The following is a 16,718-nucleotide window of genomic DNA, read 5'->3' as shown; positions in this document are numbered from 1 at the left end:
CAAACTTTAACCTGTCACTCCAACTGATCTCCCAACATCGCGACCAGGGCCATGGCACTCAGTCCCCACTGTGCAACGGCATTGGTTGAAACATCAGCTTCTTCCACGGGGTTCAGCACTTCGGGCGGTGCGATGGTTCGGGTGTTTTGTGAAGGGTTACGGAAGCCTGCAACACCGTCGAAGAACTCTTTCCAGGCGCGGGCTGCCAGGCGTGCATCTTTTTTACGAATCGCAGCAAAGGCTGTGAGACGCGAATGCCCTTGTTGCAGGTTGAGCTTGCCAAGGCTTTCGCCCAGGGCTGCTGTTTGCTCTTCAGGGGTGGCATTGTAGAGTTCGCAGTATTGCACCCACGCTTTTTCAAACTCGGGCATATTTACCGCGTCTACGAGCTCGGCGCAGATTTCCGCCAGGCCAAACACGGCGCTGAGATGCGATGCAGAGATCTTGTCTTTCGGTTCCATGGCAAACTTGCCGGTGCTCAATTCCATTTCTGCGCCGCCGGTGAAGAACCCATGAGGTTGTTGGGCAATGGTGCGCATGCTGTTCAGCAGTTTGTTCATGATCTGCTTGTCGCCGGTGCGTTCCCATTCTGTAAACCATGCCGCGGCCAGTGCACCCCAGTCTGTTCCGAACGAGATGCTGGCATAACCTTCGGCCTGTGCGGCTTTCTGGCCGATCTTTCTTCCGGGCACAATATCGCGTAAGGTTCTGTCGGCATTGAGCTGCTCTCGCATGAGGTCGCCTACCCGTTCGTCAGCAGTGAGGTAATAATAGAATCTACGGTTTTCAACGGTGCTGATGCGCAGCTGTTTGGCGCTGCATCCCCAGTGCTGCACGTTGTGGCGCGATCCCAGTGGACTAAACTTACCGAGGTGATGCACGTCTACTTCACCGGTATGACGTGTCATCGCTTCGGCCATGCGAAACACATCGGCTCTGCCGGAGTAAAGAAAATAATGCCAGAGCCATATGTCGGTGGAGAGTTCGGAGTTGTCCCACGCGTAGCCACCCACATCATAACGCCATTGGTGACGGTCGCGGTCGTAGCTGTGCATCACGTCGCCATAATTCCAGAAGCCGTACCAATGGTGTTGGTCTACCTGCTTTCGATAATAGTCAAAGTAAAAGCCGAGTTGCTCTCTGATCTTTTCCTTGCGGGGAGAAGGCTGATAGGTAACATTCCACCGGCCGCCAAACACACCGGCTTTCTGCCAGTACTCAGTTGAAAAAGTGATCTGCGGTGGTTGCTGGATGGCTGCAGCGATCTCGTTGAGCTTCTCGTTAGAAGGTGTGGCGGGCAACATCCACAGTTGCAGCTCACTGGTGCGCGCAATGCCTTCGGGTGTGCCGAAGCCGGGCTCGTAGTCTTCATAGGTGATCTCCAGTCCTTCGAGCTGTTTCGCGAATGTATCTTGCCCCAGGCCGTCGTGGTAAAAGCGCAAGTCCATGGCTTCTGCCTGCGGTGCCCATAACCACATGGTTACTTCTGCCGATGTGGTATGCGCCTTGCTGATGTCGAGCTGCGCGGGATAGCTCTGCCAGAAATTGCGGATGCCAAAAGCGATGCCGCCTTCCGGTGTTCCTACATAGGCGGTACCAGCTGCACGGTTGCCATGAGCAGCGTGGATCCATCCATAACCTGTTTCGGTGCGTTTTCTGATCTCGAATGAGTCAGCTGTGGGTTGAAATAAAGTATAATCGCCGAAAGCGGGAATGTAATCCAGTCGTTTGGAGATCGCTTCAGGAAAAGATTCGAGGGGCGGGGTCGCCTTGCCTGTGCGTTGTGCTGCTCTGATGGCATCGCCCGGGTCTCGTCTCAGGCCCGTGAGGCCGCGCACTGCTTCTGCAAAAACACCTTTGTTCTCGCCGGCAAAGCGTACATGGCGATTGTGCAATGCATCGTTCAGCGGCACCGAGAAACGCACACCCAATCCTTTAATAATGTCCTTATGCTCATCGCCGTCATAGATAATGGTGTGCATGATCCTGATGGCTTCGCTGCCTTCATAAAAATATAAACGGATCACAAATGGAAGCCAGCTGCGGCCGTTGTTATGCGCGTGTTTCCCTTCCAGCTTCACAACAGCGCGTACCGGACCTCGTTGCTCAACGGTGACCTGGCGAATCGAGCTTTCAAAGTTCTCATAGGTCACGGTGCCAGTGATCTCCGCATTGTTTTGTGTGGTAAGTACGAGCTTGCCATCCTGCGCGGCGATCTTTCTATCGCGGGAGATGGAGCGGATCAGCACTGTGCCGGTCTTTGCTATGGTGCAGGCGATAATACCTGTATTGACGACGATGGCGTCATCTTGTTCCGCTACGCTCAATTGAGCTGAGGCTGTCACTGCTTTTCCTGTTGTAAGCTGAAACGTCTCGGGCAATGACTGATGCGCACCAATGGCGTGGGCTGTCCATTTCAACGAACCATCGGGCCAGTAGGCGAGGGGCCATGATTGCAGCGCTAAGTTTTCTCCGGCATTGCCTTGCAAAGAGAACACTGCATTCTTTTTCAATACACCTTTCGCCCAGGGCACACCCCAGGTGGCTCCGGAGGCAAGCGCAGGAGATTTTCCATCGAGCCAGTGTAAGGCAACAGCATCAGTCGGAGCCGATCCGTCATCGCCCGAAAGGGAAGGCCACGAAACCGCCGGCAGTGTGGCCAGCATGAGTGAATTTTTTACAAAGGTTCGCCTGGATAAAGCATCATTGTTTTCCATCAGGGCTGCGTTGTTTGGTTGTGGTCAATAAATAAACTTTATTTCGGGAACATGAGTGCGCTGTCGTTCATCTCACCGGGATGTTCATTCAGCAATTGATACATCGCTGCACCCGCCAGCAACACTGGACCATAGCCATGAGCCGCATACGCATTGATGGGACGGTAATAATAGAACGCCGGGTCGAATGCCATACCCGTTCCCACGCAAGTGCCCTCTACCTGTCCTTTGGCGCTCACTTTTGTGCTCACGGCATTCCAGGCCAGCAACGCCATGGGTGCATGTGCTTCGCGGTTGATCCAGCCCCGGTTGATGGCATGCGCGATACAGTAGGCATAGATGGCTGTGGCAGAAGTTTCAAGATAGGAGTCGTGACGGTCTATGAGCTGGTGCCAGAAACCATCACCCGACTGGTGTGCTGCAAGTCCCTGGATGTGTGCCTGCAGTTGTGCCAGGATCATCGGTCTGCCGGGATGATCTTCCGGCAGCACTTCCAGCACTTCAACGTTGGTCATCAGCGCCCAGCCATTGGCCCGTGCCCAGTGAAACTGCGGATGTACATTCATGCTCTCCACCCATCCGTGCATATACAGTCCTTTTTCTTTATTGAACATACGCTGGGTAAACTGGGTGATCTGCTTCACGGCTTCGTCATAGTATTTTCGATCGCCGGTAAGTTTGCCCATCTGCGCCATGGCGGGCACGCTCATGTACAGGTCGTCGAGCCAGAGTGTATTCGGCAGCGGCCTGTTGCGGGCCAGTGTTCCGTCTTTCAGTCTGTACTCTTTTGTCATGATGTACTGGATGAAGTTATCGATATAGGGTCGCAGCGATGAAGTGATGCCAGCGCGTTCAGATTTGATCATAGCGGCGCAGAGCGATCCTGCATCGTCTAAGGCGCGCGGCTCAAATACTGACCGCAGGGGATTGGTGGTGCCAGGATAGGTTGCAGAAAATGATTTGAAGTAAGTGGCGGCTTCGCCGAGAAATTTCATACGTGAGGCTGTGTACTCCGTGTAGCGTTTATCGCCTGTGACCTGCCCGGCCAGGAGCATGGCGCCGTAAGTAACACCCCATTCATAACTTGTGAGCCTGAAGTCGCCCTGCTTGAGCACGGCATCCTGGGCGGGTTTGCTGCGGTCGGTGATCACGGCTCCGCTCTTGCTGCTGACGATCAACGGTGGCGTTACTGCTTCCAGGTATTCCCTGATCCGGTCGAGCACTTTTTTCACGTCTTCCGGTTTCGCGGGCGGATTGTAAGGGATCTTATAGTCTGGCTGGAGCGCATGCAAAGGCGTGTTGGTATCCGTCTTTGGAGTGTTCTGCTGGGCGGACAGCTTTAGTGTGGCAACACAAAAAGACATGCACAAGGCTGCGCGGTAAAAGTATTTCATACTTAAGGGATTTAAATGATGTACAAAAAACGAAAAGTCGGCGGATTAACTTACCTGATCTGTCGGGTGTTGAAGCGGCTGCGCTCACGGTTTCACTGCGCAAGTCGACATACAGGAGCCTGTATATGGTTTTGCGCAAGCGTTGCGCAGCCGATCTTTTTACAGCCAAATGTCATGCAGATGATGTTTAAGAGAACGCCCGTCAATGTGCACGTGCCTGCCTCGGTAACTTGCAGCTTGTTTTTTGCAATTCCACGTTATGAGAAAGACCTTGCCGCTGATCGTTGCTGTTGCCACGTTTTTATTGTTAGGATGTGACGGTGATATCAGCCTGATCCCCGATGCTGAAAAGCCAGGAAAAAAAGATTCTGTTACGACTTATGTAATTCCAGCGGGAGCACACTATTCGAGCCAGTCTGCGTTCCAGCAGCTGGATGTCACCAGCATTCGGTTCAGTGCCCGTTTCAACAATTCTGCGATGTACCAGACGGTTGATAAGGAAAACCAGGGCGATATCAACAAGCTTTATGGCATCTCTGACTGCAACACCGCTCACCAGGTGAACAGCGCACGGTTTGGCTGGCGCTGGTACAACAATGTCCTGGAGATCTGGGCTTATACTTATAATGAGGGCACATCGAAATACACCTTCGTGAGCAAGGTACCGCTGAACACCTACAGCACTTATGAGATCGGCTTCACTGACAATGCTTATACTTTCCAGGTAAACGGCGGAGCACGGGTGTCGCTGCCCCGGCATTGTGCGCAGCAAGCTCATGGTTACAAACTTTACCCTTACTTCGGTGGCGATGAAACAGCCCCGCATGAGATCACTATCGAGATTAAAGACCTGTAAAACATCCAGTAGGCACTCATTTCGGCACTTTTTTCTGGCTCGTTGTTTGCCATTTTATAGTAGACTGTGGTGTCGTATCCTCTCCGCACCAGGCAGTCGACTATAATTTTCATATTTATGAAAGCGTCAAATTTAAAACAGTTCTTTCTCGCCCTACTGGTGTCGGGATGGATCAGCGTACAGGGCCAGACAATGGTGGAGTCTGAGGTTCCAGGCGATAATTTCAGTCTTGAAGGTGCGCTCGAACTTTTCAAAAAATCGCAATCGCCTCAGCAATTTGAGGAGATGCTGAACTCACCAGATTCCAAAGTCAATAACCTCGATCTTAATAATGATGGTGACACTGACTACGTGCGGGTCATTGATCGCAATGAAGGGGATGTTCACGCATTCATTTTGCAGGCTGTTATTTCCAGCACAGAAAGTCAGGACGTAGCCGTGATAGAATTGCAAAAAAAGGCCAATGGTGAGGCTGTATTGCAGATCACCGGCGATGCGGATGTTTATGGTGTGGAAACCATTATTGAGCCGACAGAGGAAGTGCGCGTCAATGCGGGCACGTCTACGGCGCGCACCGTTGTAAACGTTTGGACGTGGCCTTCCGTACAATATGTTTATGGTCCTTCCTATTCTGTTTGGGTCTCTCCCTGGAGCTGGGCGTATCGTCCGTTCTGGTGGCGCCCATGGAGGCCGGTAGCCTACTATGTGTATGATCCTTGGTGGAGACCTTACCGTCCATATTACGCTGTTTGTCATTCACACCGGATCGGCTACCTGCCGCGATTGTACAGGCCTTACAGACGTACTTCTGTAATTGTATATAACCACTACCACCATGATATCGATCGTTACAGGTCACGCACCAACGGCCGCGATCGTGATGATGGAAGATACAGTGACAGCCGCAATCGTTATGACAGAGATTCTCGTATGCGCACCACGGGCAGCGACTACAATCGCCGTCACGATGATGGAAGAAACCGCACCGATGCAAATACTTCATCATCGTACAGCAGGCCTCGTTCCACGGAGTTCAACCAATCCTCTGATCGCCGTAACGAAGTAAATAACGAAGGCTTTTCACGTTCACAGTTCAATCGCTCACCAGCGCAACGAAATGGGTCAGAGCGATACCGGTCAACAACGGAAAGAAGTATTTCAAAATTCTCCAACTCGAATCCTGTGCCCTCGAATGAAAGGCACCGCTCTTTTGAAACAAATCGCCCTTCCGGGGAAGTGAATACAGAACGGGCTCCAGAACGTCAGCAGAGAAGTATCGAAAGATCACAGTCACAGCGTTCCTTTGAGCAACGCTCAGCGCCGGCACGTCAGACTCGGGAGTTTCATCAGCCACGGTCTTCAACACCAACAAGAACAATTGAGCGATCGGCGTCACCCAACAGAGAGTCAGGACGTGGAAGTGGTGGTAATCGAAGGGGAAGAGATTGAGTAGTTTACGCAGTGTCCCGAAGACCGAAGACACTGCTATGACGGGGGATTAAGCGGCTTAGACAGTATCACCCCGGCACCCGGAAAACGGTTTAGTCGTCGGACCACTGCCTTGCGCGTTTGCCGTTGCGCAGTGGTCTGACGACTTTTTATTTCGCTAATTTATTTAGTTTTTAAAACTAATATTATTAGTTTAATCCCTATCTTTGAACCGGATAATCAAGGAGCCTTATGAACACAGTAAAGAACATCAAAATAGCCACCGGCTTGAAGCGGATCGAGCTGGGCAATGAGAATTTTGCCCTGTTGCAGATCAGGGAAGTTTTGAAAGAGCATCGTGAAACGTTGATCAACCGCCTTGTGCTGGACCTGGGCACGTATATCAATTATACCTTCAGCACGCCGGCAACCAGGTCACAGATCGAAGCGATCAGGGAGAAACTGATCGACCTTAGAAAATCCACGCTCAGCATGCCAGCTTACAGTGACATCATTAATGAAGTGCTGGAGAACGAGACTACGTATGTGAGGTCAGAGCCTTTTTATCACGAGATCAATGCCGTGATCGGTGAAGCGCTCAATCCTTCACAGCTCATCCTTGTTAAATAATGCCCGATCGCGCGAAGCTGTAAGGAAAAGAATGATTGGCCTGCGTTAGGCTACAGATGTATGGTCATGTTAAAGCAAAAGAAGCATCTTTAAAAAGGTCGGGTCATTCTTAAAGGTATTCTTTTCAAGGAGTTTTGCGCGGAGTGTTTTCAGGGCATTAACGATGTGGTTCTCTACGGTCTTTTCAGACAGGTTGAGCTGCTCGGCTATTTCCCTGTACTTCAGGTTTTGAAAACGGCTCATCTTGAAAACTTTGCGGCACTGCACCGGGAGCCTTTCAATTTCCTGGTAGAGCATTTCTTTGAGGGCATGGTCTTCGATGATGTTTTCAATATGATCATGGCCGAGCTCTTCAGCCATGCGTTGGTGATGCTGTTCGATATTTTTTTGACGATTCACGTAGTTGATGGAATGATTGATAACGGCGCGGTACAAGTAAGCTTTCAGTGACCGGGCGTTCAGGATGTCGGCGGGAGTTTCCCAGAGCTTTAAAAAAATATCCTGAACAACCTCTTCGGCAATGCTCACATCTTTCACATACTTTAATGCGGCCAGCGATAAACCTTGAAAATGGCGGGAGTACAATGTTGTGAACACATCATGGTCGGCATTACGGATTCCGGCAAGAAGCTCTTCATCTGTATATGGTTCGATCGACTTTCCCCTTGCCATTATAAAACACCTTTCTTCTTCAGGGCCATCCTTTAAAAATACAACAAAACCGTAAAATGGCCCAAAGAAAATTGTACACTGCGTAACAGACCCTGCTGCAAACCATTGCAAAAGGCGTCCCGGATACAGGACGCCTTTTTTTATAACAGTGGTTCTGACTGATCAGCCTCCGATGCGACTTACGGTCTCGCTATAAACTTTGCCGCCAGAGCTGAACTTACCGGTGATGGTGATATCGTGCCGTGTGGTGTTCTCGCTATCGATCACGATGCCACCCATCGGAAGTTTCGTGCCCAGGTATCCGCGGTACTTGCTGATCTTCAGTGTGAAGTCGAAGCTTACCACACCATCAACGTTGGTGTAGTTCGTCATTGTGAAATCATCAGCGGGAACTGATGTCACGTTTTCATACAGGGGCGTGTTGTCAGATGCTTTCACAAATACATTTGCTTTCAGGGTGCCGTCGTAAACAAATTTGATGTCGTTGTATTTTTCGATCAGCGCATTGTTCACAATGGCCGTACCGTTGAAGCTGATGGACACCAGCTCGCCGGTAGCGATGCTGTAAGCGTAGGTGTAAGAGGTGTTGTCGCGGTTCTGGAAGATGTAAGAGTCCGGGGTTCCGTTGAAGTCAAGGTCATCTTCATAATACATCAGCTTGCCGCTGTTGGCATAGTCAAAATTGTAGATGCCGTTCTGCTCAGGAGTGAGCTCGATCAGGCGGTTGTAGGTTTCATCCACCAGGTGGGGTTGCGCTTTGAGCTGGAAGATCTGTGTAGCGCTGATGCCTTTTTTAAAGAAAACTTTGAGGTCTTCAATGTCAACGCTTGATCCTGCCTTGAGCGCATAGAGCTTCAGGTAACCTTTGTCAAGCGGAGCTTCGTATCCGGCAGCGGTTGCACCGGCATCGGCAATAGCACCGGAAGCAGTTTCAAAACGCTGCAGCAGGATCCTGTCATCCGATCCGTAGAGCTCATGCCCGAACATATATTCATACTGGAATGTTTCTTCGAAGGCGGTACCATCGCGGCGAGTACCTTTGATCGTACCCTGGAAGTAGCCGTTCTTGGAAGCGGCATCTTCGCCGTCCTGGCCATTCTGGCCGTCTTTTCCATCTTTCCCGTTTGTTCCGTTGGTGCCATTCGTTCCGGCCGCACCGGTATCTCCTTTGTCTCCTTTATCTCCCTTGTCGCCTTTTGCGCCTTGCTCTCCTGCCTCGCCGATGGGGCCCGGCTCACCATCTTCACCCGCACAGGCAGCGATGGCGAATGCCGCTATCAAAGCATACAGAAATAATCGTAGTGTTTTCATCATTGGTTTATTTGTGGTTTAAGTAATAAGTCTCTTTTGTAAATGCTATCGAACAATCTGGATCTTGCGAATGATCTGCTCATTTTTATCCGTTACGATCTTCATGAGCAGTGTTCCCGCCGGAAACTGACTTACGTCAAGGTGATGTGATGTGACGGGTTTGTTAAAGTTTACCTGTTGCAAGGGGCGGCCCATCACGTCGTAGAGGGCAATTGACCTCATAGCCTCATGGTTGCTTTCGATTACCACAATGCTATGCGCAGGAACAGGATAGATCATCCATGCGTGCTCCGTTGTCTTTTCTGTGCCCATAACAGCATCCTGGATGATCATATCACCGGCGGCCTCGCCTTTGTACGAAGGGTGATCGATCACAGCGCGCACATAGTATTCGCCGATCTCCGTGGGCTGTGCTGTTTTTTCATTGTAAGTAATGATCAAAGGCAACCCGGCGGGTATGGTCTGAGCCGTAACGAATATGGGTGAGCCATTATAGGTGCGATTGCCGAGCCCTGTGAGCGTGATCTCCGCCGCGATCTTTTCGAGGGTGATCCTGCCTTCAGCTTTCCCCACATACAATGGATCATCGATGCTGGCAATCACCTGGTAGCTTCCACCTTCAACCGGTACGTCAGGCTTGCCGTTGTACAGGATGTTGACGGTAAGGCCTGCGGGAACAGTGGTTGCTGTAGCGGCGCGTGGCTGGCCATTATAGTTGAACGTGCCAAGCCCTGAAAGTGTCACTTGTGCGGGCAGCGCGAAAGTATGCTTGTGCACACCAACATTTGTAGACAGGTAAACATCATTACCCATCACGTGGAGCCTGGCGTAGTCATAGTTCTCCACACCACTGATTTGTGTCTGCCACGATGAATTCTGATCCACAGCATAATACACGGATTTATCGCCTACAGCATAGAGGTGGCCACGGTCGTCCCACGCCACATCGGTGAACAATCCTTTATTGAATCCGCCCACCGCTACAGGTTCCGCAGCGAGACCGTTAATAAAATACAATCCAGCAGACGTTGCAACGTACGCCTGATGTTCACTGCGGAGTGCCAGGTCGTTGATGGTGATGTTGTCAAGTTTTTGAACGGTCCAGTGAAGACCGTTGTCAGCAGAGATGTACAGTCCGTCGTTGGTGGCGGCGTAGAGATAACCTCCGGGCAATTCTGCCAGCGAACGGATATTTACACCAGAGGCGATCTTCGAGACGAGGCTCACTTCATACGTTTTGGTATGGATGCGGAACAGCCCTGCGTTGGTGCCGGCGTAGATCGAATCTTTCGAGGTAATGTATACGGTGTTGATGCTGGTAACACTGGCCGGGAATCCCAGCGAGAACCAATCTCTTTTACCGATGCCGTCGAGGTAGATGTAGGCCGATACCCAGGGAGAGTTGTTGAAACCTCCTGTGCACCCGACAAACTTGTCGCCATTATCTTTTTCGGCATAACAGGTTACGCTTCCTTCGCTGTTTGAAAAAATGTGTGTCCATGTATTGCCGCGGTCTGCCGTTTCGAAGAGCCGTGTATTGCCATCGGCCATCGCGATCAGCTTCGACTGATAGGAGGAGAGGAAGGAAATATCCATGGGAAGGCCCACCTGAGAAAAGCTGAACGTATCCCCATATGGGGAAGTCCATAAGCCGTTGAGGGTAGCCATTACCAGTTGACCGGTTACCTGATCATGAAATATTCCCGCGCGACTATCCTGCGCGATCAGCAATTTCCAGGCAGTGTCGGTGTTTGAATAGTAGGTTCCGCTTCCTGCAATGCTCACGAATACCTTTGATCCGCCGAGCACTGTTACGCGCCTGATCTGTTTCCCGACAAATACATCTCCTCCAATCGAAACCCAGGTGTTGTCTTGTCCGTCATCGGCGTAGTTGATGAAGAGGCCCTGTTCTGCGGTACCGGCATAAACGTCTCCTTTGTCGTTCGTCGCCAGGCTCATGATGGAGTTGGCGGTTTCGTCCATCGCGGAGAGTGTCCAGGTGTCGCCCTGGTTGTCGGAGCGATAGATGCCTCTACCAGTGCCTGCATACATCACTCCGTGTTTATTGTTGCAGATTGAGAATGTGAACATGCCGTATTGGGTAGGGAACGGTTTGTGTTCCCACGAAAAAGTGCCGGGCGATGCTCCCGCCACTCTTTTATAAACGCCATCACCGGTTCCGATAAAAAGGTTCCCATTGTCATTCAGCGCTATGCTGCGTATCTGGGTTGCTTCCGGCAGACCGGTAGCGATGGATTGCCAGCTATTGCCATTATCGGTGCTGGTCACAAGCATACCATCGGCATCGCTGGCGTAGATCGTACTGTTGTATTCGGCTATCGACAGTATGGTGCCCGTTGTGGTAAGCACTACATCCCATCGGTCTTTGCCTGGCAGCTTGCGGAAGATCTTTCCGTTGCCGGAGCCTCCGAAATAGGTTCCGTTTGAAGTTACGAGCGCTGCCCACAGGTTTACACCGTAAGGCCCCTGGGTCTTGGTCCAGAAATCGCCCTGCGCCTGTAGCGATACGGAAGCTGTGATGAGCAGGAGGATCGCGAGTGGTCTTTTGAAGCGTAAAATTGATATCATTCTTTTGTTCATTTTAAAAGTTGCTGGCATCATTGCGTTTTACTGATAGAACAGTCCTGTGAAATAGAGGTCGGCATCATCAACGCTGATGTACTTCGGTATCACACCTCCCAGCTCCTCGTACGCGTCGTAATACTCGATGCGGAAACGATTCACATTGATCACACTGAGGATGTGCGGGAGGTAGTTTTTGATGAAGGTGGCATTTTCTCCTTCCGGCGAGCTATCGATGGCCTGGGGTGTAAAAGAGAAGATCCCTTCAGCCGTTTTCGTGAACGTATAGGGGAACACCGCCCGCACCAGCTTGTCATCGCTGTAATAAAAGACCCGGAGGTCCATGGTATTGGTTTTGAGATGGAGGTCCAGCGCGATGTAATACAGGTAGATATCTTTAGCCGAGAGTCCGTTATCATCGATCAGCCAGAGGTTGTAAAATTTGGCAGACCATCCTGGCAGGTTTCCTGCATTGGGTGAAAGCACTGCTGTGCCGGCAGGATACTCGCTGCCTAACAAGTAGTGCATCGGGATCACGGGAATGGGAGATGCCTGCAGGTCCACCCGTGCGCCATTGTACAGGGTGTAAAGTTTTTTCGAGGTGCCATCCCAGAAGATCTCACTGGCCTGGTATCCCGGTAAGGTCATGGCATTTTTCAGCTCGATTCCTTTTAAAGAATACGCATAGTCGCTGCCGAAAAATTTTGCGCCGTTGTCCAGGTAGGTCACATAGATGCCTTTGGAGATCGGGTTTGCCGCGAACTGGATCACCTTGCCTGGCGCTGGCGCGATGTACAGGAACCGTACCGTTGACAGGTAAGCGGCAACAGCTTCCATGGTGGCCTTTAGTCCGCTCGCCAGGTAACTGTCGTGATCATTTTTGGTTGCCTTCACCAGCTTCAGCACATCGCCGTACTGGTTGCCCATCAGGTACAAGGTATCACCCTTGGTGTACTTAAAGCTGTATGCTTTGTCGACGCCAGCATTGTTGGGATGCGGCACGCGGTCGAGGTTCGATCCTTCTCCGAAAATGAGGGTAGGATTCACACTTTGTGTAAGCTGCACAGCGTACGGCGTGATCGTTGGCTTCCGCGCGGCAATGGTGTCGGTATCGGCATACAACGAAATCTTATCGGCAGCCTCCAGGGTAAAAAAGAGCGAATACATTTTTCCCGGCTGCGGGATGAGCACGGCTTTCCAGCCATTGTCAGACGATTGAAGCATTTGACGGAAGGCCACCAGCGCTTCTCCCGGATCTGCGTAAGAACGTTGAACAGGGATGACTGCGTCTTCTTCCTGGCTGCAGGAAGATACCACGAGCCATAACATGAGTAAGAGCAGGAAGGCTAAGCTTCCAATGGTGAATGGATTCACTTTGCCAGGTTTTTTTATACTATCAATTTTTCTGATCATTGCCTTTTCTTTTTAGAACCACGCGCTCCCGAAATTTCCCGTAAAGGAGAAAGAAGCTTTTTCCACACATTTCATTTCAGCGGCATACCCTGTTTCTGTTTTGTAGTACTCCATACGGAACCGGTAGGTGTCGAAGTAATAGAGCAATGCATCCATCACAGGTTTGATGTATTCACCGTTTCCGTTCGGCTCATCGTACGGGGAGAACCTGAACACACCGTCAGGGGATTTTGTGTACGTATAAGGGTATTGTGCCAGGAAGTAGTTTCCGTTGCTGAGGGAACGAATGATCACGTTGATGTTCATGGTTTTGTTGGCGGTGTTGAAGTCGAACTCGATTTCATAGAGACCGATGCCATTGTCTGCCAGCGTAGCCACTACATTCTGCCGAAGGGTGTTGAAGGTCTGTGACCATCCCTCTATCTTTTTCGCCGGTACAGAGATCACTGAAAAATCCACACCCAGCAACAGGTGCAGGGGCAGGGTGGGGTCGGTGGAAGAAACCACTTCCATGCGTGTGCCATCAACTTCTACATACCAAACATTCTTTACGGTGTCGAAGAACACTTCCTGGAAAGTGATGTTCCTGTAACGCACCGGCTTTTGTAAAAAGATACCTCGTGCGGTATAACCGAAAGGAACGGTGGTGATGTTGAGGCTATCGGCCTGCTTGAATGAAAGCGAGAACAACCTCTCTTCCAGGTTGAAGCTTGTGTTGAGTCGTTTTCCATCACTGGATTGGAGGTAGGAGAAGGGCGTGCTTTTGGCGTACGCAGCGGCTCCATGCGTGATGGTGTTCACCTTCCCGGACTTAAACGCCTGCGCTTCTTCCTGCGATGCCTTGATCAGGATCAGGGGTGTGTCATGCTGATTACCTTTCAGGCGTATAGTGTCACCGTGTGTAGATTCAAAGGCAAATTCGAAATCGGAGCGCAGCCCCTTTCCGATCTGGCCACCCAAAGTATCAGGGTCAGGGTCGGAGAGAATGTGCAAATAAGAATAGGTATCGAAGAACAGCGATGGACGTTGTACCGCTTCCAGCCTGTAAGAGCTTTCAAACAGCTTGCTGGCGCAGTCTTCGTTGATGTCGGCCATCATAGACACACGGCCTTCTTCGTTAAATGTGAAGTGAAAGCTGAATCCGCCGCCGAGCTCCGGGAACACAAAACCTTTCCATCCATAGGGGCTGCTCACCAATTGCTGCCGGTGCTCTTTTAATATTTGGGCGATCCGTTCTTCGGGCCTTCCCATGATCGCTTCATCTTCATCATCCTGGCATGCAGCGAATGCAACCAGCATCAGCAGTGACAGGTATTGTAAATTCTTTTTCATGTTTTCTGTTAGTTACCGGTGGCTTTTGTGATCGCTTCCTGCGTGGCGGTTTGCAGTGAGTAGAAGTCAATGTTCCACGACTGTTTGAAGTAGGCCACCACAAAAGCTTCCTTTTTACGAAGCAGTGCACGTCCTTCTTCCGGTACTTTGCTCAGGATGGCTTCGTACCCCGCGCGTCCTTCCACCAGCATCATGGAGATCATTTCTACAAAGTCTTCGTCGGAGCTCGCCCGTGCGTAAGGTGTAATGAACCCCAACGCGCGTGCAGTCGCATCATCTGTATTGTACCAGCTCGCCGTATACCCGGAAGGTGTTACCTGTTTGTATTCACGCGGGTATAAAATGGTCTGGTGGAGGATGTGTGCAAATTCATGGTGGATGGTGTGCAACATCTGTTTGACCGCGGGAACATTCTGCCGGTTGAAATCATTGACCACGAACAAGGTCACCTTTCTGCCTGACTCCGCTTCACCCAATACGATGGTGCCATCGTCATTGTATTTGGCGCTGCCCACCAGCAGAAATTGTTTGGGCGCATGTTCTTTCACAAAGGCTTCACCAGCCTTCAGCACATAGGGATCGATCCACGTGTCCTTTACCACTTTCATCACAGGGATCACCTTGTCTTCTTTTACGGGCACAAGCACCCTGTTAGATGGCAGCTCATAGGGATCCCATTTATATTCTACCGCAATGTTGAAAGGGCTCGTATAGTTGTCATCTATCCACAGGTCGATGGCGCTCTTTTCGGATGGATCGGTATCCAGGAAAGAAACATCCAGCGTATCCTCATCGCTGCATGACATCATGGTCACCAGCAACGCAGCGAGCACAACGGTGATCCTGGCGCATTTTTTATTGAATGGATGCATACACATGTTTTTCATTATCTCGGATTTAATTCAATGCCTGACATCTGCGCTTCCTGCGGGATCTGCAGCACCCTTCGCGGGTCGTTAGGTCCCAGGGTGATGATGTTCTTCCGGTTGTCAGGTGTGTGCACAACCGGGATATGGTGCCGGAGGATGTCGAACCAGCGGAGACCTTCAAAAATGAATTCTACCCGTTTGAAATCGAGAATGGCCGTAACAAGCGCAGCTTCCACGTCTTGTGTCTTATAGAAAGTAAGCAGGCGTGGTCTTGTGATGGTATGCTTGGCAGGATCGTAGTACGGGGCATTCGAATCGTTGATGATGATGCGTGTGCTGGCGAAGTCATTCAGGTCTTTCAGGGCTTCGTCATAATTGCCAAGCATGGCGTTGGCTTCGGCACGGTTGAACAGCACTTCTTCGGCCGTGAACAGGGGTATGATGTTGTAAGGTGTTCCGATATCGGCGTTGGGATCCTGCTTTACAAAATGTTCCCTGAACTTGGGCGTAAACACCGATGCATCGTCTCCATAGAACATGTAGGCCCATAACCCTCCCGTGACGTTATTGTCCCACACCATTTTCTCAAGCAGGTGCGAGCTGAAACCATACCGGTAGTTGCGCAGGCGTCTGCCCCACAACGATGGTGCTTCCACCAGCAACAGGTTGGCAGATGCATCAGCCTTGGTATACTCGGCGAGCTTTACCAGGGGCTCCTGCGCGCGGTAGGCCGCGGAGTTGAGGGGTCTGAGGTTAGACAAAATATCACCATCGGGAAAAGTTTGGTTGGCATGGTCAACAACCTTCCGGTAGTCTTGTTTGAAGAGATAAAAACGGGTTGCAAAGGCATGTGCCGCGGCCGTTGTAAAGTGATATTTTCCGGCACCTTCTTTATAAGAATTATTGTCGATCAGCGGCAACCCTTCTGTAAGGTCTTTTTCGATCTGCTCGTAAACGTACGCCACGGTTTTCCGCTCATATTTTTTCACAACCTCTTTTTCAGTTTCTGTTACATAGGGTATGCCCGGGTCCTGCGATGCTGTTACCGGATCGTACACCCGAGAGAATAATGTTACCAGCATAAAGTGGGCGTAAGCCCTCGCCACTAAGGCCTCTCCTTTTGAAGCATTATAAGGTTTCTGATCCGGTGCGTTGCCGATAACCTCGAGCACATGATTGGCGGAAGCGATGGCTGTGTAGGCTGAGAACCAGTAGAAGTCGGGTGTATCCTCATTGCGGTCCGGAACATCTTCAAAAAACCAGGGACTGCGGTTGATGATATCGGACCCGCTAAGCGCTTTGTCTTCGGCATTGTCAGACATGGCCTCCAGGAATGTGATGTAGTTGGCCCTGGGATATGCCGATGCTGTCAGCTCAGCCACTTTCGCCGGTGTATTGAGCTCAGCACGCTGATCGGGCAGATGCTCGAGGTAATCGCTGCAGCCGGCGGTGGTCAGCAGCACAAAAGTTATATAGGCGTATAGATTCTTTTTCATTGATGATTCATTGAGGC

At 50.9% G+C, this 16,718-nt stretch carries 12 protein-coding genes; 3 read left to right on the top strand and 9 right to left on the bottom strand.

Annotated features, from left to right (window positions below; genetic code table 11):
* Nucleotides 1-14 precede the first annotated feature (14 nt).
* Nucleotides 15-2,717, bottom strand: coding sequence for an exo-rhamnogalacturonan lyase family protein (locus tag KK083_RS02115; RefSeq protein ID WP_254160206.1), 2,703 nt, complete (start codon nucleotides 2,715-2,717; stop codon nucleotides 15-17).
* Nucleotides 2,718-2,755: 38 nt separating this feature from the next.
* Complete coding sequence (locus KK083_RS02110; RefSeq protein ID WP_254160204.1) at nucleotides 2,756-4,111, bottom strand: glycoside hydrolase family 88/105 protein; 1,356 nt, start codon at nucleotides 4,109-4,111, stop codon at nucleotides 2,756-2,758.
* Nucleotides 4,112-4,370: 259 nt separating this feature from the next.
* Between KK083_RS02110 and KK083_RS02105 the strand changes: the two genes are divergently transcribed.
* The 3 genes from KK083_RS02105 (at nucleotide 4,371) to KK083_RS02095 (ending at nucleotide 7,025) form a co-directional block, all read left to right on the top strand.
* Entirely contained in the window at nucleotides 4,371-4,967 is a 597-nt protein-coding gene (locus tag KK083_RS02105; protein ID WP_254160202.1) for a hypothetical protein, read from the top strand.
* Nucleotides 4,968-5,084: 117 nt separating this feature from the next.
* A complete protein-coding gene (locus KK083_RS02100) occupies nucleotides 5,085-6,416 on the top strand; it encodes a hypothetical protein (RefSeq protein ID WP_254160200.1) in 1,332 nt (443 codons plus the stop codon).
* A gap of 231 nt (nucleotides 6,417-6,647) precedes the next feature.
* The gene (locus KK083_RS02095; protein ID WP_254160198.1) at nucleotides 6,648-7,025 is read left to right on the top strand and encodes a hypothetical protein; all 378 of its coding nucleotides are present in this window, start codon (nucleotides 6,648-6,650) and stop codon (nucleotides 7,023-7,025) included.
* A 69-nt stretch (nucleotides 7,026-7,094) separates the two neighbouring features.
* Here the strand turns inward: KK083_RS02095 and KK083_RS02090 are convergent, their stop codons facing one another.
* The 7 genes from KK083_RS02090 to KK083_RS02060 all read right to left on the bottom strand — a co-directional run bounded on the left by KK083_RS02090 (nucleotide 7,095) and on the right by KK083_RS02060 (nucleotide 16,701).
* The gene (locus KK083_RS02090) at nucleotides 7,095-7,697 is read right to left on the bottom strand and encodes an RNA polymerase sigma-70 factor (RefSeq protein WP_254160196.1); all 603 of its coding nucleotides are present in this window, start codon (nucleotides 7,695-7,697) and stop codon (nucleotides 7,095-7,097) included.
* Nucleotides 7,698-7,859: 162 nt separating this feature from the next.
* Nucleotides 7,860-9,011 carry a hypothetical protein gene (locus KK083_RS02085; protein WP_254160194.1) on the bottom strand — a complete coding sequence of 384 codons (1,152 nt, stop codon included), beginning with the start codon at nucleotides 9,009-9,011 and terminating at the stop codon, nucleotides 7,860-7,862.
* 42 nt (nucleotides 9,012-9,053) lie between these two features.
* Nucleotides 9,054-11,597 (bottom strand): MBG domain-containing protein, encoded by a 2,544-nt coding sequence (locus KK083_RS02080; protein ID WP_254160192.1) that lies wholly within the window; start codon nucleotides 11,595-11,597, stop codon nucleotides 9,054-9,056.
* A gap of 39 nt (nucleotides 11,598-11,636) precedes the next feature.
* Nucleotides 11,637-13,004, bottom strand: a complete 1,368-nt coding sequence (locus KK083_RS02075) for a DUF4302 domain-containing protein (protein WP_254160190.1) — start codon at nucleotides 13,002-13,004, stop codon at nucleotides 11,637-11,639.
* Nucleotides 13,005-13,016: 12 nt separating this feature from the next.
* The gene (locus KK083_RS02070) at nucleotides 13,017-14,336 is read right to left on the bottom strand and encodes a DUF4302 domain-containing protein (RefSeq protein ID WP_254160188.1); all 1,320 of its coding nucleotides are present in this window, start codon (nucleotides 14,334-14,336) and stop codon (nucleotides 13,017-13,019) included.
* Nucleotides 14,337-14,344: 8 nt separating this feature from the next.
* Nucleotides 14,345-15,223: a zinc-binding metallopeptidase gene (locus tag KK083_RS02065; protein ID WP_254160186.1), complete on the bottom strand. Its 879-nt coding sequence runs from the start codon at nucleotides 15,221-15,223 to the stop codon at nucleotides 14,345-14,347.
* Complete coding sequence (locus tag KK083_RS02060; protein WP_254160184.1) at nucleotides 15,223-16,701, bottom strand: RagB/SusD family nutrient uptake outer membrane protein; 1,479 nt, start codon at nucleotides 16,699-16,701, stop codon at nucleotides 15,223-15,225. Before KK083_RS02060 ends, KK083_RS02065 begins: the two co-directional genes overlap by 1 nt.
* Nucleotides 16,702-16,718: the final 17 nt, after the last annotated feature.

The organism is Chryseosolibacter histidinae (assembly GCF_018598225.1).
In the GTDB taxonomy this organism is placed as follows: domain Bacteria; phylum Bacteroidota; class Bacteroidia; order Cytophagales; family Cyclobacteriaceae; genus Chryseosolibacter; species Chryseosolibacter histidini.
This window is presented reverse-complemented; position numbering and strand designations above follow the sequence as displayed.